Origin of the sequence: Bradyrhizobium sp. Arg237L, assembly GCF_029990105.1 — a bacterium.
GTDB lineage: Bacteria > Pseudomonadota > Alphaproteobacteria > Rhizobiales > Xanthobacteraceae > Bradyrhizobium.
Window position 1 is genome coordinate 1 of the sequence record NZ_JAQMIL010000016.1, and the last position, 22265, is coordinate 22265.

General features: G+C 64.8%; 16 protein-coding genes. 12 read left to right on the plus strand and 4 right to left on the minus strand.

Annotation, left to right across the window (positions count from 1 at the left end; translation table 11 throughout):
* Positions 1-110 precede the first annotated feature (110 nt).
* On the minus strand, positions 111-1400 hold the full coding sequence (locus OZ411_RS12100; protein ID WP_282528120.1) for an MFS transporter: 1290 nt from the start codon (positions 1398-1400) through the stop codon (positions 111-113).
* A 132-nt stretch (positions 1401-1532) separates the two neighbouring features.
* On the opposite strand from OZ411_RS12100, the gene OZ411_RS12105 reads away from it, so the two are divergent.
* From OZ411_RS12105 to OZ411_RS12115, 3 genes are read left to right on the plus strand one after another with little or no spacing between them, the layout of a single operon-like run.
* Positions 1533-2207, plus strand: coding sequence for an ABC transporter ATP-binding protein (locus OZ411_RS12105; protein WP_282528121.1), 675 nt, complete (start codon positions 1533-1535; stop codon positions 2205-2207).
* Positions 2204-4666, plus strand: a complete 2463-nt coding sequence (locus tag OZ411_RS12110; RefSeq protein ID WP_282528122.1) for an ABC transporter permease — start codon at positions 2204-2206, stop codon at positions 4664-4666. The genes OZ411_RS12105 and OZ411_RS12110 overlap by 4 nt, the downstream gene beginning before the upstream one ends.
* On the plus strand, positions 4656-5738 hold the full coding sequence (locus tag OZ411_RS12115; RefSeq protein ID WP_282528123.1) for a lipocalin-like domain-containing protein: 1083 nt from the start codon (positions 4656-4658) through the stop codon (positions 5736-5738). The genes OZ411_RS12110 and OZ411_RS12115 overlap by 11 nt, the downstream gene beginning before the upstream one ends.
* A 58-nt stretch (positions 5739-5796) precedes the next feature.
* Here OZ411_RS12115 and OZ411_RS12120 read toward each other — a convergent pair whose 3' ends face one another.
* The 3 genes from OZ411_RS12120 to OZ411_RS12130 all read right to left on the minus strand — a co-directional run bounded on the left by OZ411_RS12120 (position 5797) and on the right by OZ411_RS12130 (position 11521).
* Complete coding sequence (locus OZ411_RS12120; RefSeq protein WP_282528124.1) at positions 5797-6987, minus strand: ABC transporter substrate-binding protein; 1191 nt, start codon at positions 6985-6987, stop codon at positions 5797-5799.
* A 245-nt stretch (positions 6988-7232) separates the two neighbouring features.
* Positions 7233-10388, minus strand: a complete 3156-nt coding sequence (locus tag OZ411_RS12125; protein WP_282528125.1) for a multidrug efflux RND transporter permease subunit — start codon at positions 10386-10388, stop codon at positions 7233-7235.
* Positions 10385-11521, minus strand: a complete 1137-nt coding sequence (locus OZ411_RS12130; RefSeq protein WP_282528203.1) for an efflux RND transporter periplasmic adaptor subunit — start codon at positions 11519-11521, stop codon at positions 10385-10387. Before OZ411_RS12130 ends, OZ411_RS12125 begins: the two co-directional genes overlap by 4 nt.
* Before the next feature lie 355 nt (positions 11522-11876).
* Here OZ411_RS12130 and OZ411_RS12135 point away from each other — a divergent pair, with 355 nt between their 5' ends.
* From OZ411_RS12135 to OZ411_RS12175, 9 genes are all read left to right on the plus strand, one after another.
* Positions 11877-13031 (plus strand): iron-containing alcohol dehydrogenase, encoded by a 1155-nt coding sequence (locus OZ411_RS12135; RefSeq protein WP_282528126.1) that lies wholly within the window; start codon positions 11877-11879, stop codon positions 13029-13031.
* 16 nt (positions 13032-13047) lie between these two features.
* On the plus strand, positions 13048-14598 hold the full coding sequence (locus OZ411_RS12140) for an AMP-binding protein (protein ID WP_282528127.1): 1551 nt from the start codon (positions 13048-13050) through the stop codon (positions 14596-14598).
* A 178-nt stretch (positions 14599-14776) separates the two neighbouring features.
* Positions 14777-15475, plus strand: a complete 699-nt coding sequence (locus OZ411_RS12145; protein ID WP_130581086.1) for a DUF2270 domain-containing protein — start codon at positions 14777-14779, stop codon at positions 15473-15475.
* 72 nt (positions 15476-15547) lie between these two features.
* The gene (locus tag OZ411_RS12150; RefSeq protein WP_282528128.1) at positions 15548-16435 is read left to right on the plus strand and encodes a TauD/TfdA family dioxygenase; all 888 of its coding nucleotides are present in this window, start codon (positions 15548-15550) and stop codon (positions 16433-16435) included.
* A 146-nt stretch (positions 16436-16581) separates the two neighbouring features.
* Complete coding sequence (locus OZ411_RS12155) at positions 16582-18177, plus strand: ABC transporter substrate-binding protein (protein WP_282528129.1); 1596 nt, start codon at positions 16582-16584, stop codon at positions 18175-18177.
* 166 nt (positions 18178-18343) lie between these two features.
* Entirely contained in the window at positions 18344-19291 is a 948-nt protein-coding gene (locus OZ411_RS12160) for an ABC transporter permease (protein WP_282528130.1), read from the plus strand.
* 3 nt (positions 19292-19294) lie between these two features.
* Positions 19295-20188 carry an ABC transporter permease gene (locus OZ411_RS12165; protein WP_282528131.1) on the plus strand — a complete coding sequence of 298 codons (894 nt, stop codon included), beginning with the start codon at positions 19295-19297 and terminating at the stop codon, positions 20186-20188.
* Positions 20189-20196: 8 nt separating this feature from the next.
* A complete protein-coding gene (locus OZ411_RS12170; RefSeq protein WP_282528204.1) occupies positions 20197-21201 on the plus strand; it encodes an ABC transporter ATP-binding protein in 1005 nt (334 codons plus the stop codon).
* The gene (locus tag OZ411_RS12175; protein WP_282528132.1) at positions 21198-22190 is read left to right on the plus strand and encodes a dipeptide ABC transporter ATP-binding protein; all 993 of its coding nucleotides are present in this window, start codon (positions 21198-21200) and stop codon (positions 22188-22190) included. Before OZ411_RS12170 ends, OZ411_RS12175 begins: the two co-directional genes overlap by 4 nt.
* The last annotated feature ends 75 nt before the right edge of the window (positions 22191-22265 follow it).

The following is a 22265-nucleotide window of genomic DNA, read 5'->3' on the forward strand; positions in this document are numbered from 1 at the left end:
ACCTGAACGAAACGAGAATTGTGTTACCCATGTCGTCGGTTTGAAGTGTTACCCATGTCGCCGGTTGCTCACGAGTACGCGGATGCAGTGTTAGCGCAATTGCACCGAAGCTACGTCGGCGATACCGCGCTCTTCAGTTCGCTTGAGGGCGCGACCGCGTCGCGCAGCCTGGCGCGTTCGGTGTTGGGCCAGAGCAGCAGCAGGCCGAGCAATCCGGATGCGATCATGATCGCGGCGTTGATGGTGAAGCCGGTCATGTAGCCGTCGAACAGATTCCCCGCGTGCTGGATCACGCTGCCCATGACTGCCGGCGCCACGATGCCGGCGAGCGTGTAGAGCGCGCCGTAGATCGAGATCACGGCGCCGCGCTGCGACACCGGCGTGAACTCGCCGATCATCGGTGCACAGACCACGTAGATCGACCCGCAGAGGCCGGAGCCGAACACGAGCAGCGCGATCGTCAGTCCGCCCGGCGCGACATGGGGCATGACGGCCATGATCGTGCCGCCGACGATCAGCGGCGCCGAGCCGAGCACGCCGCGCGCGCCGCGGGTGGTGAAACCGCGCGCCAGCATCGACTGCGAAATCCAGCCCGTCAGCATCACGACCACGGCGCCGAACACCCATGGCAGGATCGAGATGAAACCGGCCTGATGCTGCGAATAGCCCAGTCCCTTGACGATGAAGGGCGTGAACCAGGTCAGCCCGAGCGACAGCGCCCAGTACGCGCCGAAGGTGGCGGCGATGCAGCCGACGAAGGTCCGCGAGGTCAGAAGCCGCGAATAGGGAATGCGCGGCTCGCTGGCCGTCGCCGCGCTCTCCACCAGCGGGCCTTCCTTGCCGAGGATCGCCCACGCCACCACCCACATCAGCCCGACGATCCCGAGCGCGCCGAACGCATAGTGCCAGTCGTGATTGACGATGATCCAGTTCAGCGCGGGCACCGCCAGGATCACGCCGAAGGCCGAGCCTTGCGACAGGATCGCAATCGGCAAGGTTCGCTTCTCGTCGGGGAACCATTTGAAGATGGCGTGAGCCGCCACCGATGCTGCCGGCCCCTCGCCGGCACCGAGGATGATGCGGCAGATCAGAAGCGTGGTGAAGCCGACGGTGCCGACCATCGGGAACTGCGCCAGCGCCCAGATCAGGGCCAGCACCAGCAACACCCAGCGCGTCTCGACGCGGTTGACGATGAAGCCGACCACGATGGCGGAGATCGAGAACAGGAAGAAGAAGGAGGAGCCGAGCAGGCCGAACTGCTCGGGATCGAGCTTCAAGTCGGTCATGATCGGCACTCCGGCGAGGCCGACCACGATCTTATCCGCGAAGTTCACCAGCATGAACAGGAACAGGAGGAAGGTGATCTTCCAGGCGCCTTTCGGCGTCGGCTGTGCGGTCATGCTTGGCTCTCCCCGTGGTTTTCTCGCTTGCTCGGCTCTGCCGGCCGGCCCTGATGGGATGCTAGCCTTGGGTTTCCTGCCTAGGCAACCGCGGATTTTGACCTGCCGGCCCTGCCGTGGCATCGACAGCGCATGGCAAGTGGAAACCGCCCCGCGCTCGAGGTCACCGGCCTGAGGAAAAGCTACCGTTCGGCCGGCGAGGACATCGCGGTGCTGCGCGGCGTCAATCTTGCGGTCGCCGCGGGCGAAAGCGTGGCGCTGACCGGCGAATCCGGCAGCGGCAAGAGCACGCTATTGCACCTGATCGCCGGGCTCGACGCCGCCGATGGCGGCGAGATCATCCTCGACGGCGTCAGCCTTTCCGAGCTGGGCGATGCCGGCCGTGCGGCGCTGCGCCGCGACCGGCTGGGGCTGGTGTTCCAGCAATTCAACCTGATCCCGAGCCTGACGGTTTCGGACAATCTTACCTTTCAGTCGCGGATCGCCGGACGGCATGATCCGAAATGGCACGACGAGCTGGTGGAGCGGCTTGGGCTGGCGCATCTGTTGAAGCGATATCCGGAGCAATTGTCCGGCGGCCAGCAGCAGCGGGTGGCGATCGGCCGCGCGCTGGCGCCCAAGCCGCTGTTGCTGCTGGCCGATGAGCCGACCGGCAATCTCGACGAGGAGACAGCCGACGAGGTGCTGGCGCTGGCGCGCGATCTGGTGGCGCGGACCGGCTGCGGCTTCCTGATGGTGACGCACAGCGCGCGGCTCGCCGCATTGCTCGACCGCCGGGTCAATTTGCATGCGGGAGTGATCGCATGAGGCGGGCGCTGTGGACATTGGCGGTGTTGCTCAGCCACTGGCGTCGGCATCCGATGCAGCTTGCGACGCTGCTGATCGGATTGATCTCGGCGACGGCGCTATGGAGCGGCGTGCAGGCGCTGAACCAGCAGGCGCGCAACGCCTATGATCGCGCGGCGGCGACCTTCGGCGGCACCCGCACGGCGATGCTCGTCACTCGCGACAACGCCGGTTTTCCGCAACAGCTCTTCGTCGATCTGCGCCGCGCCGGTTGGCCGGTCTCGCCTGTCGTCGAGGGACGCGCGCAGATCGACGGACGATCGTTCCGGCTGCTCGGCATCGAGCCGGTGACGCTGCCGGGCGAAGTCAGCACTGCGCCCGTGATCGGCCGGACTGATCTGCAGTCCTTCGTCACGCCGCCCGGCGAGATGCTGGTGGCGCCGGAGACGCTGTCGGACCTTGGCGTGAAAGACGGCGAGCGGCCATCGTCGAATGGCGGCGTGCTGCTGCCGCCACTCCGCGTGCAGCCACAGCTCGTGCCCGGCGTCCTCGTGGTCGATATCGGGATCGCGCAGCAGATCCTGAAGATGCCGGATCAGATCTCCCGATTGCTGATCGGCAAGTCCAGCGCCAGACGCGCGCCGCTCGAAAGCATCGCCGGCGACAGGCTGCACCTGGTCGAGCCCAATGCGGAAACCGATCTCGAGCGCCTCACCGACAGTTTTCATCTCAACCTGACCGCGTTCGGACTGTTGTCGTTCTTCGTCGGGCTGTTCATCGTCAACTCCGCGATCGGGCTCGCCTTCGAGCAGCGGCTGCCGATGCTGCGCACCTTGCGCGCCTGCGGGGTGTCGGCGCGGATGCTGAACAGCGTGCAGGTGGCCGAGCTGGTTTCGCTCGCGCTGGTCGCGGGCCTGGTGGGACTGGTGTGCGGCTATTTCATCGCGGCGGCGCTGCTGCCTGACGTCGCCGCCTCCTTGCGCGGGCTCTATGGCGCGCAGATTCCCGGGCAACTGACATTGAAGGGCGAGTGGTGGCTCGCCGGCATCGCCATCAGCATCCTGGGCGCGCTGGCGGCCGCCGCCGCAAGCCTTGCCAAGGCGGTCCGCATGCCGGTGCTGGCCTCGGCGCAGCCGCAGGCGTGGCAACAGGCGCAGCGGCGCTGGCTGGTGTTTCAGAGCGCTGCCGCGCTGGCCGCCTTTGCCGTGGCCGGCGGCTTTCTCTGGTTCGGCGATTCCCTGCTTTCGGGCTTTGCCGTGCTCGCCGCGCTGATGCTCGGCGCGGCGCTGATCCTGCCGATGATCCTGGAGATCGCGCTCGCGCTCGGCCAGCGCAGCGCCGGGCGGCCGGTCAGCATCTGGTTCTGGGCCGACAGCCGTCAGCAGCTCTCGGGATTGTCACTGGCGCTGATGGCGCTGTTGCTTGCGCTCGCGGTCAATGTCGGCGTCGGCACCATGGTGGAAAGTTTCAGCCGCACCTTCCTCGTCTGGCTCGACGGACGGCTCGCCGCCGACGTCTATGTCAACGCAGCCAGCGATACGCAGGCGACCGAGATCAAGGCCTGGCTGCGCGGGCGGAGCGAGGTTCAGGCGATCTTGCCCGGTGGCCGCGCGGATGCGCAGCTTGCGGGCATGCCGATCGAGGTGCTCGGCCTGCCCGATCAGGCCACTTTTCGCGACAACTGGCCGCTGCTGGAAGCAAGGTCGGATGGATGGGACCGCCTGCGCGGCGGCGACACCTGCTTTGCCAGCGAGCAATTGTCGCGGCGGCTGAAACTTGCGATCGGCGACCGGATCGAGGTGCCCGCGCCCGGCGGCAACTGGCCGCTCGAGATCGTCGGCATCTATGCCGATTACGGCAATCCCAAGGGCCAGGTCGCGGTGAACTTTGCCGCGCTAACGCGGCATTTTCCGCAAGTGCCGCAGACGCGGTTCGGGCTGCGCGTCCCACCGCCGGCCGTGCCCGCGCTGATCGCCGAGTTGCAGCGGAAGTTCGGCCTCGATGACCGCAGCGTCGCTGATCAGACGACGGTAAAGGCGGAGTCGAAACGCATTTTCAACCGGACGTTCTCGGTCACGTCGGCGCTCAACACCTTCACGCTGGGCGTCGCCGGCGTCGCACTACTCACGAGCCTCCTGACGCTGGCGAATTCCCGCTTGCCGCAACTTGCGCCGCTATGGGCGATCGGGCTGACGCGCGAGAAGCTCGCGAGGATCGAGCTATTGAAGACGATGGCGATGGCGCTGATCACCGCGCTGTTCGCGCTGCCGCTCGGCCTGCTGGTGGCGTGGTGCCTACTGGCGGTCGTGAACGTCAAGGCATTCGGCTGGCGCTTGCCGTTCCAGGTGTTTCCGTTGCAACTGGTGGAGCTGCTCGGCGTTGCCCTGGCAGCGGCGCTGTTGGCTGCGCTATTGCCGGTCATCCGGCTGGCGCGGATGCAGCCGGCGAGCCTGATACGGATATTTGTCAATGAACGCTAGCCCGATATCGCGCCGCGCGTTCGTCGGTGGCGCGCTTGCAGTTGGCCTCGCTGGCCATGCGCATGCGCAGGGTTTCGCGGGGCTCGGCGAGACCGCTGACGGTTTCGCGCCGGTCGTGCCTGGCAAGGGTTTCGTCTTCCCCCTCGATCACGGTCCGCATCCGGAATTCCGCATCGAATGGTGGTATGTGACCGCGAACCTCGCCGATGCGGCCGGCACAGCCCATGGCGTGCAATGGACGCTGTTCCGGCAGGCGATGCACGCGGGCGCGCGGCTCGAAGGCTGGGCCAATCAGCAGATCTGGATGGGACATGCCGCCGTCACCCGCGCCGACACGCACCGCTATGCCGAGACATTTGCGCGCGGCGGCGTCGGGCAGGCCGGCGTCGAGACGAGTCCGTTTGTCGGCTGGATCGATGCCTGGGAGATGCGCGCGCTCGACGGATTCAATGCGCAAAGAGTGGCGCCGCTGAAACTCAGCGCGACGGGTGCGGATTTCAGCTACGAGCTCCGCCTCGATGCGGAGCGGGCGCTGGTGCTGCAGGGCGACCGCGGCTACAGCAGGAAGTCCGATCGCGGACAGGCCTCCTATTACTACAGCCAGCCCTTCTTCAAGGCGGCCGGCCGCATCGTCATCGACGACAAGCCTGTTGAGGTCACGGGGCAGGCCTGGATGGACCGCGAATGGAGCAGCCAGCCACTCGCTTCTGACCAAACCGGCTGGGACTGGTTCTCGCTGCATTTGCCCAACGATGAGAAGCTGATGCTCTACCGGCTGCGCCAGAAGGACGGCCGCAACAACCTGTTCGGCAACTGGATCGAACCGGACGGCCGTTCCAGCGAGATCGCCGCAAGCGACAACAGCATCACGCCGACCGCATTCACTGAGATCGGTGACCGCAAGGTGCCGACGGCGTGGCGTGTCGAAATCCCTGCGCGCGGGGTAAAAATCGAAACCAGGCCGCTCAACGCCCGAAGCTGGATGGGAACAGGTTTTTCCTACTGGGAGGGCCCGATCAGCTTTGCCGGCAGCCACGCCGGCGTCGGCTATCTCGAGCTGACGGGGTATTGAGATCACCGCGGCTCAAACGCTGCCGTCGTCCCGGGCTTGACCCGGGACGACAGCGAGATCACTTCGTCAGCGGACAGCCGCTTTCCTTGGCGGTGAAGAAGGCCTTGTCGCCCGGCACGACGGCGAGCTGCTTGTAGTAGTCCCATGGCTTCTTCGATTCCGAGGGCTTCTTGACCTCGAACAGATAGAGGTCGTGCACCATGCGGCCGTTCTCCAGCACCTTGCCCTTGGCGAAGGCGTCGTCGACCGGCAGCTCCTTCAGCTTCTTTGCCACCGCATCGCTATCCTTGGTTCCGGCGGCCTTCACGGCCTTCAGATAGGAGAGCGTCGCTGAATAGGTGCCGGCGTGGATCATGCTCGGCATGTGGCCGGTGCGCTTGATGAAGCGTTCGCTGAAGGCGCGCGAGGCGTCGTCGTGGTCCCAATAAAACCCTTCCGTGAGCACAAGACCCTGCGCGGCCTCCAACCCGAGCCCGTGCACCTCGGACAGCGTCATCAGCAGGCCAGCGAGCTTCTGGCCGCTCTTCACGATGCCGAACTCGGCCGCCTGCTTGATCGAGTTGGTGGTATCGAGGCCGGCATTGGCGAGGCCTACGATCTTCGCCTTCGAGCTCTGCGCCTGCAGCAGGAAGGACGAGAAATCCGACGAGTTCAGGGGAACGCGGACCGAGCCCAGCACCTTGCCGCCCTTCTCCTTGACGATGTCGCTGGTGTCCTTTTCCAGCGCGTAGCCGAAGGCGTAGTCGGCGGTCAGGAAGAACCAAGTGTCGCCGCCTGCCTGCGCCAGCGCGCCGCCGGTGCCCACCGCCAATGCGCGGGTGTCGTAGGCCCAGTGGAAGCCGTAGGGCGTGCAGGCATCGCCTGTGATCCGCGACGTCGCCGCGCCGACCACGATGTCGATCTTTTTCTTTTCCTTGGACAGTTCCTGGATCGCGAGCGCGACCGAGGAGGTCGTGAGCTCGGTGATCATGTCGACGCCTTCGGCGTCATACCAGCGGCGCGCGATCGCTGCCGCAAGATCCGGCTTGTTCTGGTGATCGGCGGTGACGAGCTCGATCTTCTGTCCCAGCACCTCGCCGCCGAAATCCTCGATCGCCATCCGCGCGGCTTCGAGCGAGTATTTGCCGCCGTAATCGGCGTAGACGCCGGACTGGTCGTTCAGGATGCCGATCTTGACGCCCTGCGCGAAACCTGGAGTTGACAGCAAAAGGCCGCCAAGAGCGACGGCGGCGAGCAATCCCGATTTCATAAATGATCTCCCTGCAGTTTCTGTTCGGAATATAAGCGAATGATATTTTATAACCCTGCGGCTGCCCATCTATTTCGGCTCAGCCATTAGTGGGGCTTGCGTCTACCTCTCCCCTGGTCATTCCGGGGCGCGCGCAGCGCGAGCCCGGAATCCATTTCCCCGCAGGCGTATGCGGCCCGATGGATTCCGGGCTCATCGCTTCGCGATGCCCGGGAATGACGGCGGTGGTGTGGGGCGGGCCCAGCTCAAGCTTCCACCGGCTTCTTCGGATGCCTGGGGTCGGCGAGCCCACGCACCACCATGTAGAAGATCGGCGTGAAGATCAGGCCGAACAGGGTGACGCCGAGCATGCCGAAGAACACGGCGACCCCGACCGCCTGGCGCATCTCCGATCCCGAGCCGGTCGAGACCACCAGTGGCAGCACGCCGAGGATGAAGGCGAACGACGTCATCAGGATCGGCCGCAGCCGCAACCGGCAGGCCTCGATCACCGCCTCGAGCCGCGGCTTGCCCTCGGCCTCGATATCGCGCGCGAATTCGACGATCAGGATCGCGTTCTTGGCGGCGAGTCCGACCAGCACCACGAAGCCGATCTGGGTCAGGATGTTGACGTCCTGCCCCATGATGCGCACGCCGATGGTCGCGGCCAGCAGGCACATCGGCACGATCAGGATCACCGCAAACGGCAGGCTCCAACTGCCATACTGCGCGGCGAGCACGAGATAGACGAACAGCACGCAGATCGGGAACACGTAGAGCCCGGCATTGCCGCCGGTGACCTGCTGGTACGACAGATCGGTCCACTCGAACGCAAAACCGCTCGGCAGCGTTGCATCGGCGAGCTGTTTGATGGTGTCGAGCGCGGTCTGCGAACTCGTGCCGGGCGCCGGCTCGCCCTGCAGTTCGGATGCCGAATAGAGGTTGTAGCGCGCGACGCGGTCGGGCCCGGAGACGTCGCGGAATTCGACCACGCTGCCGAGCAGCACCATGTCGCCCGCCGCATTGCGTGTCCGCAGCCGCGCGAGATCAGAGGTTTCCATGCGGAACGGCAGGTCAGCCTGCGCGGTGACGTGATAGGTGCGGCCGAACAGGTTGAAGTCGTTGACATAGGTCGAGCCGAAATAGGTCTGGATGGTGTCGTTGATGTTTGCGATCGGCACGCCGAGCTTCTGCGCCTTGACGCGGTCGATGTCGACGAACACTTGCGGCGTATTCGCGGTGAACGGCGAGAACACCGAGGCGAGATATGGCGATTTGCGCGCGGCAGCGACAAGCTCGTCGGTCGCGGCGGCCAGCAGCTCGGGGCCGCGGCCCTGGCGATCCTGGACGCGGATGGTGAAGCCGCCGCCGGTGCCGATACCCGGAACCGCAGGCGGCGGGATCACGATGATGAAGGCCCCCTGGATCGCAGACAGGCGCTTGCGCAGCTCGGCCGTGATCGCGGCCGCCGACAACCCCTTCTTCAGGCGCGCCTCCGGCTCATCGAACACGGGGAACAGCGCCGCGGCATTACCCTGCTGCGTGCGGGTCGCGCCCGAGAAGCCGGCAAAGACCGCGACGCGAACGATGCCCGGCGTATCGAGCGCGATCCGCTCGATCTCGCGCACCACCGCCGTCGTGCGAGCCAGCGATGCCGCCCCCGGCAATTGCACCGATATGATGATGTAGCCGCGATCCTGCGCCGGAATGAAGCCCTGCGCCGTGGTCGCGAGCAACCAGCCGGCGCCGCCGATCAGCGCGACATAGATCAGCAGCATCACCGCCGTATGGCGGATCACGAAGTCGGCGGCTCCGGCATAGCCATGCGACAACCGATCGAAGACGCGGTTGAAGAGGCCGGTGAACTTCTCCCAGCCACGGGCAATGATGTTCCAGCGCGCCGCCGGCCGCTTCTCTTCATGCGGCACCAGGATCAGCGAGGCCAGCGCCGGCGACAGCGTCAGCGAGCAGAAGCAGGAGATCGCGGTCGCGACCGCGATGGTGACGGCGAATTGCTGGAAGAACTGGCCGGAGATGCCGCCGAGGAATGCGGTCGGCACGAACACCGCACACAGCACCAGCGCGATCGAGACCAGCGCTCCACCGACCTCCTCCATCGTCTTGAGCGCGGCATCGCGCCGGCTCATTCCGTGCGCGAGATGTCGCTCGACATTCTCGACCACCACGATAGCGTCGTCGACCACGATGCCGACGGCCAGCACCAGGCCGAACAGCGTCAGATTATTGATCGAGAAGCCGAGCGCAGCCATCACCGCGAAGGTGCCGACCAGCGACACCGGGATTGCGATGATCGGAATCAGCGCCGGCCGCCAGCCCTGCAGGAACACCAGCACCACGATGACGACGAGCACCATCGCCTCGTAGATGGTCTTGATCAGCTCTTTGATGGATTGTGCGATGAATTCAGTCGGGTTGTAGCCGATATTGTAGTCGAGCCCTTTCGGGAAGCTCGCCTTGAGCTTGACCATCGTATCGGAGATCTCCTTGGCGGTGGCGAGCGCGTTCGAGCCGGGCCGCTGCGTCACCAGCATGCCAACCGCCGATTTCTTGAGCAGGAAGCTGTTGGTGGTGTAGGACAGCGCCCCAAGCTCGACGCGGGCGACGTCGCGCAGGCGCACGGTGCGGCCGTCGGCGCCGGCTCTGACCACGATATCCTCGAACTGCCTGGGATCCTTGAGACGGCCGGTAAAGACAAGGTTGGGCTGGAACGCGCGATCCGCAATCGGCGGCTCCGCGATCTGTCCGCCCGCGATCTGCAGATTCTGCGCGCGGATCGCCGCCAGCACCTCGGTTGAGGTCAAGCCGAGATTGGCGAGGCGGTCGGGATCCAGCCACAGCCGCATCGAGTAATCGCGCGCGCCGAAGATTTGGATGTCGCCGACGCCGTCGAGCCGGAGCAACTGGTCGCGGACCTGCAGCAGCGCGTAGTTGGAGATGTAGAGCTGGTCGAAGCTGTCATCGGGCGACAGCATGAACACGACCATCAGAATGTCCGGGCTGTTCTTGCGCGTGGTCACGCCGTTGCGCTGCACCTCCTCGGGCAATCGCGGCTGCGCGATCGCAACGCGGTTCTGCACCAGCACCTGGGCGGTGTCGAGGTTGGTGCCAAGCTTGAAGGTGACGGTGATCGTGAGTTGCCCGTTCGAGGTGGCCTGGCTGTAGAGATACAGCATGTCCTCGACGCCGTTGATCTCCTGCTCGATCGGGGCAGCGACCGTGTCGGAGACGGTCTGCGCGGAGGCGCCGGGATAGTTCGTGGTGACCACCACGGTCGGCGGCACCACTTGCGGATATTCGGAGACCGGCAGCGTGGTGTAGGCGATCGCCCCGACGATCAGGAGCACGATCGACAGCACCATCGCCAGGATGGGCTGGTTGATGGAGAGCCGCCCGAGATTCATGATTTGCCACCGGCCGCGGCTGGGGCGGGATGCGGGCTCACCTTGGCGCCGACGCGAGCGCGCTGCAGGCCATCGACGATCACGCGGTCTTCCGCCTTGAGCCCGTCACGGATGACCCGCAGGCCTTCGTCGAGTGGGCCGAGCACCACGGGCTTCGCCTCCACCGTGTCGTCATCCTTGACCACGAACACGATCTTGCGCGACTGGTCGGTGGCAACAGCCGTGTCGGGCAGGAGCAGCGCTTCATACGGCGCGCTGCCGATGAGCCGCACGCGGCCGAACTGTCCGGGCAGGATCGAGAGATCCTTGTTCGGAACCACCGCGCGGCTGCGCAAAGTGGCGGTCGAGACGTCCAGCCGGTTGTCGAGGAAATCCATCTTGCCTTCGTGCGAGGGCTTGGTTTCGCCGGTCAACGTCACCTGGACCGGATTGGCCGTATCGCGCGAACTCGGCCGCCTGCCCTCGAACCAGAGCCGGTTGTTCCGCAAATAGGTCGCCTCGTCGACGTCGAAATAGATGTAGATCGGGTCGAGCGACACGATCGAGGTGAGCAGGGTCGCGCCGCCCTCGCTGCCCTGCACAAGATTGCCGACGCTGACGAGATGGCGGCTGACGCGGCCGGTGAGCGGCGCCAGCACATGGGAGAATTCGATGTTGAGCTGCGCCGCCTTCAGCGCGCCCTCGGCCTGCATCTCGGCGGCGTGGGCCGCCTGTAAGGCCTGACGGCGCTGGTCGACGACCTGTTCGGAGACTGCACTGGTCTGAACCAGGTTCAGGCCGCGGTCGAGCTCGCGCTTGGCGAGCTCCGCCTTGGCGCGCGCGTCCGCAAGTTGTCCCTCGGCCTGCTTGGCGACGGCCTCAAACGGGCGCGGATCGATCACGTAAAGCAGGTCGCCGGTGCGGACGATGGCGCCATCGCGAAACTCGACGCTGGTGACGAAGCCGCCGACGCGGGCGCGAACCTGGACCTCCTCGATCGCTTCGAACCGCCCGGTGAATTCGTCCCAATCCGTGACCGTACGCTTGGTCGGCTGCGCCACGGTGACCGCAGGGGCCGGCGCCGCCGCCTGTGGCTGCTGCTTGTCACCACAACCGGTCAATGCCAGGGCTGACGTTGCCAAGGCAATGAGCAGGCCAAGCGCGCTGACGCCGCGCCGTGAGTGGGCCGTCAAGCTTCCCGTCCTATCGGTCGCGCCCAAGTCGATCTCCCCCTGAACAGCACAGCCGGCCCGCGCATTGCGCCGCTCGGATGCGCACCTTACACGCCGCGGAGGTCAAAGATGTGACCGGAGGCCAGTCTGTTCAAGAGAGGGGCGGGATCAAGCAAAATCATTGTCCTTTTTCGTGGCCGCACGCCGACGCAGACGGTGATCGCCTCCAAGAAGCCGGGACCGGGGACGCCAACGGCGCATCTTCGGGCATGACGAGCCGTTCCGGCTCCGTTAGATTGTCGTCAAAGAAAATAAATCTTTCAGGGAGGGTCGGCTCGTGCACCGAGGACGTGTCGTATTTGGCGCGATGGAGGAGGTCGTGTTCGGCCGCCAGGCGGCTGAGGCGATCGTCGAGCAGGTGGCGCGGGTGGCCGCGCAACGCGCTTTCCTGATGGTCAGCGGAACGCTCAACCGCGCGACCGACGAAATCGAGCGTATCCGCGCCGCACTGGGCGCGGCCTGCGTCGGCACCTTCGATGCGATGCCGCCGCATACGCCGCGCACCGCCGTGGTCGCGGCAGCCGAGCAGGCGCGCGCCGCGAAAGCCGACCTTATCGTCACCATCGGCGGCGGCTCGATCACCGACGGCGCCAAGGCGGTGCAGCTCTGCCTCGCCAACGATATCCGTAGCGCCGACGACATCGACAAAGTCCGCACCAGCCACGGCGTAACGCCTCAAATCAATGCACCCAACGTACGCCAGATCAGCGTGCCGACGACGATCGCAGGCGGCGAGTTCACGGCGATCGCCGGCGTCACCAACGAGAAGAAGCGGGTCAAGGAACTGCTGACCCATCCCCAGGTGATGCCGCGCGTGGTGATCCTCGATCCCTGGCTGTCCACTCACACGCCGGAATGGCTGTGGCTCTCGACCGGCATCCGCGCGGTCGATCATTGCGTCGAGGGCATCTGCTCGAACGAATCGCACCCTTATGCCGATGCGCAGGCGCTGAAAGGGCTGTCGATGCTGGCGCAGGCGCTGCCGCGGGTCAATGCCGACGCAACGGACATCGACGCGCGGCTGGACTGCCAGATCGGCACCTGGCTGTCGACGGGACCGCTCGCCTCCGGCGTGCCGATGGGCGCGAGCCATGGCATCGGCTATGTGCTCGGCGCCGAATTCGACGTGCCGCACGGCTACACCTCCTGTGTGATGCTGCCGGCGGTGATGCGCTGGAACAAGTCCGCCAATGCCGAGCGCCAGGCGCAGGTCGCCGCCGCCATGGGCCATCCCGGTCAGGACGCCGGCGACGTGCTCGACAACTTCATCCGCGGACTGGGCCTGCCGCGCAGCCTCCAGGACGTGCGGATCGGCCCCGAACATTTCGACCATATCGCGGCGCAGGCGATGAAGACGCCGTGGGTTCCGCGCAATCCGCGCACCATCGCTAGCGCCGAGCAGGTCCGCGAGATTCTTCTGTTGGCAGCATGAGGGAAATTTTCCACCGATGTATACCGGAAAGCACGCTTATCTGCGCCCGTTGCAACCCGCCTTCATCATGGCTGCGACGGGCGAGACCGTCACCTATCGCGAGCTCGAGACGCGCAGCAACCGGCTGGCGCATCTGTTTCGAAAGTGCGGCCTGAAGCGGCAGGAGCACTATGCGATCTTCATGGAGAACAATAATCGCTATCTCGAGGCCTGCGGCGCCGGCGAGCGGTCCGGCCTCTATTTCACCTGCGTGAATTCCTATCTGACCCCAAGCGAGCTCACCTACATCCTCACCAATAGCCAGTCGCGCATCCTGATCACGTCAAAAGCGAAGCTCGACGTCGCGCGCGACGCGCTGAAGGAGTGTCCGCAGGTCGAGCTCTGCATCGTCGCCGACGGCGACGGGGAAAGCGATCGCATCGTCGGCCTGCAACAGGTGACCGCGGGCCTGCCGGCGACGCCGATCGAGGATGAAGCGATCGGCACCGCGATGCTCTATTCGTCCGGCACCACGGGACGGCCGAAAGGCATCCTGCGGCCGCTGCCGGAACAACCGCCATCACGGCAACTGCCGCTGTTCGATTTCCTGCAGAAACTCTGGCACTACCGCGAAGGGATGATCTATCTGTCGCCCGCGCCGCTCTATCATTCGGCGCCGCAGGCGGCCGTCAACCTCACCATCCGCGTCGGCGGCACGGTCGTGATCATGGAGAGTTTCGATCCCGAGCGCTATCTGCAACTCGTCGAGCAATGGGGCATCACGCACAGCCAATTGGTGCCGACGATGTTCTCGCGCATGCTGAAGCTGCCGGAGGATGTGCGGAACCGCTACGATCTGTCGTCGCTGGAGATCGCAATCCACGCCGCCGCTCCCTGCCCTGCCCTCGTCAAGGAGGACATCATCAACTGGTGGGGGCCGATCATCCACGAATATTACGGCGCGACCGAGGGTCTCGGCTTCACCGCCTGCAACACCGAGGAGTGGCTTTCCCATCGCGGCACCGTCGGCAAGGTGCTGCTCGGCGACCTGCATGTCCTCGACGAGAACATGCAGCCGAGCCCAAAGGGGACGCCGGGCACGGTGTGGTTCAAGACCGCCTCGCCCTTCGAATATTTCAACGATCCCGGCAGGACCAGGGAGGCACGCTCGCCGGACGGCAGCATGAGCACGGTCGGCGACGTCGGCTATGTCGACGATGACGGCTATCTCTATCTCACCGACCGGTCGACCTTCATGATCATCTCCGGCGGCGTCAACATCTACCCGCAGGAATGCGAAAACCTCCTAATCACCCATCCCAAGGTCGCGGACGCCGCGGTGTTCGGCGTGCCCAATGCCGATCTCGGCGAGGAGGTGAAGGCGGTGGTGCAGCCGATGCACGACGTGACGCCGGGACCCGACCTTGCCGAGGAACTGATCGCCTTTTGCGCGCAATCGCTGTCGCGCCAGAAAGTGCCGCGCTCGATCGATTTCGAGGCGGAACTGCCGCGGCTGCCGACCGGCAAGCTCTACAAGCGCCTGTTGCGCGACCGCTATTGGGGCAACAAGACCTCGCGCATCGTGTGACGTGGTGCATCCGTGCTCGCGCTGCGACGCAGAGCATCTTCACGGCCGCCCGGCAAAGATAGAGCGTGATCTTCGCGTGACCGCTTTTGCGTGTGTCGCAAGCAAAAACCGGTGTCCCCTTTTCCGGATCATGCTCTATAGTGCCTGATTGTCTGCCAGCTTCGTCGGGAGGCACGCCATGGCACTGCCCGAGCCACGCGAGCCCACGCCGCTACCGGCCCCAAGGCTCGAATTCACTGCCGCAGAGATTGGCGCCCTCGCCCACCTCTACCGGGGCGAGGTTTACCGAAGCACGGTCTGGCGTACGCGCCTCGACAGCTCAACCAACTGGGCGGTGGTCACGACCGGCATTGCCTTGTCGGCAACCTACAGCAGCGCCGAAGCCTCGCCTTTGCCGATGGTCCTTGTCGGCCTGCTTGTCACCGTGTTCCTGCTGTTCGAGGCCCGGCGCTACCGTTACTTCAATGTGTGGCGGGCCCGCGCGCGCCTGCTCGAAACCGATTTCTACGCACCGATGATCCGCGGCGAACGGCTTGACCCGAATTCGGCCTGGACCGAGTTGCTCGCCAATGATTATCGCAATCCGAGCTACCACATCAGCTATGTGCGCGCGGTTGGCCGAAGGTTGCGCCGCACCTATGGCTGGATCTTCGCGATCCAGGCCATTGCCTATTACGGCAAGCTCGCGATCCATCCGGTGCCGCTGACCAGCCTTGCCGAGGTTTGGGAGCGCGCCGCGATCGGCCCCATTCCGGGCACCCTGGTCGTTCTTGCGGGAGTCCTCTTTCACACAAGCTGGGCAATTTTCGCGCTTGTCACGCATCACATCGAAACCACCAACCGACGCGAGCGGCAAAGCCTGATCGCGATGGGGTGATTACGGCTGCGTTGCCCGGCTGCAGCTTTTACCCTAAATCTTGAGCAACAAGAAAATCAGGGAGGATGGCCGATGGACGTGGTCCGGGTGGGTCCGGGATTCGCTGCGGAAATTCGCGGCGTGACGCTCAACGATGTCGTCAGGAGCAAAGCCGCCTATGCTGCAGTGCGTGCGGCGTTTGAAGCGTATTCCGTGCTGGTGTTTCGCGACCAGGACGTGTCAGATGAAAAGCAATTGGCATTCTCGCGCCGTTTCGGCCCGCCGGAAGTGACAAAAGTCGGTTCCATGGGAACGGGATCGCATTTCGTGATCCTCACGACCATCGGTCCCGACGGCAAGGTGGTGCCAACAGATCATCGCCAGGCGCTGCGCAGCAAGGCCAACCAGCTCTGGCACACCGATTCCTCCTTCAAGCGCGTGCCGGCGCTGACCTCGATCCTGTCTGCACGAGTGATTCCCGGTCATGGCGGCGAAACCGAATTCGTCTCCACCCGCGTCGCGTTCGAGCTGCTCGACGAGGGCCTCGCAAAGCAGCTCGAAAACTCCTTCGCCTGGCATTCCTACGCGCATTCGCGCGACCAGATCGCGCCCGGCCTTGCGACACCTGAGGAGATGGCGGTGCTGCCGCCGGTGTGCTGGCGCATGGTGTGGCGCAACCCCGTCAATGGCCGCGGCGCACTCTATCTCGCATCGCACGCCTATGCAGTCGAAGGCATGGCTGCTGCCGCCGGCAAGAAGCTGATCGATGAACTCATGGCGGCAGCCACCGCGCCGGGAACGGCCTACTTGCACAAATGGCGGCAGGGCGATGTCGTGATGTGGGACAACCGCGCCACCATGCATCGCGGGCGGCCGTGGCCGGCGCATGAGCCGCGGCTGATGATCCGCACCACGATCTCGGCGACCGAGGCCGACGGTCTCGCCACCATGGGCCTGCCGTCGCCGCAAGCCGCGGAATAGCGTCCGCACTGCAGCGCCAATTGTCGCAGGCTCGGCATTCATCCGAATTGCCGATCCTCGTGCACACGACGCTGGTTGCTCAGACGTCCCACCATGGTATCCTCGATACCAAATCGGCCATAGAGACCGAACGTCGGGAGGAAATGATGCGGAGCGTGCGAGCGCTGGCCGTGGCGGTGGTGTGTTGGCTTTCGGCTTACGATGTTTCGCTGGCGGAGCAACCGAAGTCCGGCGGCATCCTGAAGATGTATCACCGCGACAGTCCGGGGAGCGCCTCGATCCACGAAGGCGCGAGCTATTCGTTCAATGTTCCCTTCATGCCGGTCCTCAACAACCTGGTGATTTTCAACCAGCATGTTGCGCAGAACAGCGTCGATACGATCGTGCCGGAACTCGCGGAGAGCTGGGCCTGGAGCGACGACAAGAAGAAATTGACATTCAAGCTTCGCAACGACGTCAAATGGCATGACGGCAAGCCGTTCACCTCAGCCGACGTCAAATGCACCTTCGACCTCTTGATGGGCAAGTCGCAGCAGAAGTTCCGCCAGAACCCGCGCAAATCCTGGTACGACCAGGTCAACGACGTCACCATCAACGGTGATTACGAGGCCTCCTTCAATCTGAAGCGCCCGCAACCGGCGCTGCTGTCGCTGCTCGCCTCCGGCTATAGCCCGATCTATCCCTGCCATGTCTCGCCGGCGGAAATGCGCACCAAGCCTGTTGGCACCGGTCCGTTCAAGTTCGTCGAGTTCAAGGCCAACGAGTCGATCAAGCTGACGAAGAACCCGGACTACTTCAGGAAGGGCCTGCCCTATCTCGACGGCATCGAATTCACCATCGTCACGAACCGCTCGACGGCGATCCTGGGCTTCGTCTCCGGCAAGTTCGATATGACATTCCCGACCGAAGTGTCGATTCCGCTCTTGAAGGACGTCAAATCGCAGGCGCCCAATGCGGTCTGCGTGGTGGAACCGAGCAATGTCTCCACCAACATCATCATCAATTCGTCGGCGCCGCCGTTTGACAATCTCGACATCCGCCGCGCCCTGGCGCTCGCCATTGACCGCAAGGCGTTCATCTCAATCCTATTCGAGGGACAGGCTGATATCGGCGGCACCATGCAGCCCGCGCCGGCAGGATTGTGGGCGATGCCCAAGGAGATTCTGGAGACGATCCCGGGCTATGGGCCCGACGTCAACGCCAACCGCGAGCATGCGCGCAAGCTGATGCAGAAGGCGGGCTACGGCCCCGACAAGCATCTGCAGATCAAGGTGTCGACCCGCAACATCCCGATCTACCGCGACCCGGCCATCATCCTGATCGACCAGCTCAAGACCATCTATATCGACGCCGAACTCGACGTCGTCGACACCGCGCAATGGTTCCCGAAGGTCGCGCGCAAGAACTATTCGCTAGGCCTGAACCTCACCGGCAACGCGGTCGACGAGCCGGATCAGTCCTTCTACGAGAACTATTCCTGCGACTCCGAGCGGAACTACACCAACTACTGCAACCGCGAGATCGAAAAGCTGTTCGACCAGCAGTCGGCCGAGACCGACGCCGACAAGCGCAAGAAGCTGGTCTGGGAGATCGACAAGAAACTGCAGGAAGACGTGGCGCGGCCCATCATCCTGCACAGCCGCACCGGAACCTGCTGGCAGCCCTACGTCAAGAACGTGACGGTGATGTCCAACAGCTCCTACAACGGCTACCGCTACGAGGACGTCTGGATGGATAAGTAGCGTGTATCCACGGTGGGGCTGCTCCCCCTCTCCCGCTTGCGGGGGAGGGCTGGGGTGGGGGTCTCTCCACGAGTCGTTGAGCGGAGAGAGCCCTCACCCGGCGCTTTGCGCCGACCTCTCCCGCAAGCGGGAGAGGTGAAGAGAGTTTAAAAAGGAGAGTGGCCAGGTGCTAGCCTATATCGTCAGGCGCCTCTTCCTGATGCTCGTGACCCTGTTCGGGATCTCGGTCATCATCTTCGTGCTGCTGCGCATCGTGCCCGGCAACATCGTGGATATCCTGTTCGACGCCGCCGGCTATGTCGATCCCGCCGACAAGGCCAATCTGGAGAAGGAACTCGGCCTCAGCGACCCGATCGTGGTGCAGTATCTCAAGTGGATCGGCGGCCTCCTGCACGGCGATCTCGGCTATTCCTACGTCTCGGAAAAGCCGGCGCTGCAGGAGATCCTGCCGCGGATCCCGATCACGGCGAAGCTTGCCGGCCTAGCACTGTTGTTCTCCGCCTCGATCGGCATTCCCTTGGGCGTGCTGAGCGCGGTGCATCAGGGCACGCGACTCGACTACGCCTTACGCGTGGTCAGCCTGAGCGGGCTGTCGCTGCCGTCATTCTGGCTGGGACTGCTGATCCTGATGGCGTCGGTCTCGATGCTCGGCTGGATGCCGATCTACAACCCGAATCCGCAGACCTGGGCCGAGGCGTTCGCGATCTACTGTATTCCGGCGATGGCGGTCGGCTTCCGCAGCGCGGCACTGACCATGCGCATCACCCGTTCCTCGATGCTGGAGATCCTGCGGCAGGATTTTATCCGCACCGCCCGCGCCAAAGGCGCCTCCGAGGCTTCCGTCAACTATCACCACGCGCTGAAGAACGCGGTGCTGCCTGTCATCACCGTGATCGGCATCGAGGCGGCGTTCCTGATCGGCGGATTGATCGTCACCGAGACGGTGTTCAACATTCCCGGCATCGCGCGCTTCCTGGTCGAGGCGCTGCGCTGGCGCGACTACCCCATCGTGCAGAATCTCGTGATGTTCATCGCGGTCGTCGTGGTCGTCGTCAACTTCGCGGTGGACATGCTCTACGCCGCGATCGACCCGCGCATTCGCTTCGGAGATTAGCTCTTGGCTGTCATCAACTTTGATGCCGAACTGAAACGAGCCGGCGCTGACGCCACTCACGGCTGGCGGCGGCTGACGTTCCTTGCGCAGCGTTATCTGCTCGGCACGATCGGCCTCGTCATCATGGTGCTGTTCGTCGCGATGGCGCTCTCGGCCGACCTGATCAGCCGGTACGATCCGCTTGCCGTCGATTCCGCGCATCGCCTCGCCGCGCCCGATGCGCTGCACTGGTTCGGAACCGATTCGTTCGGCCGCGACGTCTGGAGCCGCATCATCTATGGCGCGCGCATCTCGCTCGCGGTCGGTCTCGGCTCGACCGCGCTCGGCGCGTCGATCGGCGTCATCGTCGGGCTCGCCTCCGGCTATCTCTCCGGCTGGGTCGATCTGTTGTTCCAGCGCATCACCGACATCCTGCAATCACTGCCGCTCCTGGTGCTGGCGCTGGTGATGACGGCTGCACTCGGCCCGTCGCTGCCGAACGTCATCATCGCGATCGCAATTCCCCTGATCCCGACGGTTTCGCGCGTGATCCGCGCCAACACGCTGGCGCTGCGCGAACTGCCGTTCGTGGAGGCGGCCAAATCGATCGGCATGAGCGAGATGCGGATCGCGTTCCGCCACGTGCTGCCGAACACGCTGGCCCCCTTGATCGTGCTCGCGACGGCGCAGCTCGGCTCAACCATCCTGACGGAGGCGTCCTTGTCGTTTCTCGGCCTCGGCATTCCCGAACCCTATCCGTCCTGGGGACGCATGCTTTCGGAATCCGCCGCCGAATATGTGCGCGTCGCGCCGTGGCTCGTGATCTTCCCGGGGATCGCGATCAGCCTGGCGGTATTCGGCACCAATCTGTTCGGCGACGCCCTGCGCGACATCCTCGATCCAAGGCAGCGCGGCTGATGAACGCGATGAACAAGGAACAACCTGTGCTCGAGGTGAAGAACCTGAAAACGGTGTTCTTCACCAATTCGGGATTGTTCAGGGCGGTCGACGACGTCTCCTTCAGCGTCCGCCGCGGCGAGACGCTGGCGATCGTCGGCGAATCCGGCTGCGGCAAGAGCGTGACCGCGCTCTCGGTGATGCGGCTGGTGCCGGATCCGCCCGGCAAGATCGTTGGTGGCGAGATCGTGCTCGAAGGCAAGAACCTGCTCGCGCTCGATGACGAAGCGATGCGCAAGATCCGCGGCAACCGCATCTCGATGATCTTCCAGGAGCCGATGACCTCGCTCAATCCGGTGATGCGGATCGGCGACCAGATCACCGAAGCCTTGCGCCTGCACCAGGATATCGGCGGCAAGGAGGCCTGGAAGCAGGCGGTCGACATGCTGCGCCTGGTCCGCATTCCCGAGCCGGAGCGGCGCGCGCAGGAATATCCGCACCAGCTTTCGGGCGGCATGCGCCAGCGCGCGATGATCGCGATGGCGCTGGCCTGCCGGCCGGCGCTCTTGATCGCGGACGAGCCGACGACGGCGCTGGATGTGACGATCCAGGCGCAGATCCTGGCGCTGATGGTCGATCTGCAGAAGAAGCTCGGCACCGGACTGATCCTGATCACGCATGATCTCGGCGTGGTCGCGCAGACGGCGCAGCGCGTGATCGTGATGTATGCCGGCCGGAAGGTCGAGGAAGCGAGCGTCGAGGCGCTGTTCGAGAACCCGCTGCATCCCTATACGCGCGGCCTGATGGCCTCGATCCCGGCCGTGCCCTCGCTCGACGCAAAAGCCGATGTGCGGCTGGTCGAAATCCCGGGCATGGTGCCGTCGCTGACAAAACTGCCGACGGGCTGCGCGTTCGCGCCGCGCTGCCGGTTCGCGATCCCGCGCTGCCGGGAAGAATATCCGCCGCTCGGCGATTTCGGCGGCCGGCACTTTGCCGCCTGCTGGCGCGCAGGCGAGATGGCGGAGGCGTCATGACCGAAGCGCAGCCGCTCCTGGAGGTCACCGACCTCGTGAAACATTACCCGGTGCGCGGCGGCGTGCTGCGGCGGCAGGTCGGCACCGTGCATGCGGTCGATGGTGTGAGTTTTTCGCTGGCTCCCGGCGAGACGCTCGGACTCGTCGGCGAATCCGGCTGCGGCAAGTCGACGGTGGCGCGCAGCGTATTGCGATTGGTCGAGCCATCGAGCGGCGAGATCCGGCTGAACGGCGAGGCGATCACGCGCTTGAGCAAATCGGAGCTGCGGCCCTACCGCCGCTCGATGCAGATCGTGTTCCAGGACCCGTTTGCGTCGCTCAACCCGCGCATGACCGCGGGCGACATCGTCGGCGAACCCTTGAGCGTGCACGGACTGGCCTCAGGCGAGCGCAAGCAGGAGCGCGTCGCCGAACTGTTCCAGCAGGTCGGCCTGCGGACCGACCAGATGAAGAACTATCCGCACCAGTTCTCCGGCGGCCAGCGCCAGCGCATCTGCATCGCACGCGCGCTGTCGCTCGGGCCGAGCCTGATCGTCTGCGACGAGCCGGTCTCCGCGCTCGACGTCTCGATCCAGGCGCAGGTGATTAATCTGCTGATCGACCTGCAGCGCCAGCGCAACTTCTCCTACCTCTTCATCGCGCATGATCTCGCCGTCGTCGCCCATATCAGCCACCGCGTCGCCGTGATGTATCTCGGCCGCATCGTCGAGATCGCAGACAAGGCCGAGCTGTTCGCCAATCCACGCCATCCCTACACACAGGCGCTGCTGGCCTCGGTGCCGGTCGCCAATCCCCGGATCAAACGGCTGACGCCTTTGGTCGAAGGCGACGTGCCGAGCCCGATCAACCCGCCCTCCGGCTGCGCGTTTCACACCCGCTGCCGCTACGCGATGGATCGCTGCAAGCTCGAGCGCCCGCCGCTGGTGGACGCGGGCGCCAGACATCAGGTGGCGTGCTGGCTGAATGAGGGAACGGGGCGGGCCGATTAACTCCGCCGTCGTCCCGGCGAACGCCGGGACCCATAACCACAGGGAGACATTGTGGCGCGAGCGAGTGGTTGCAGC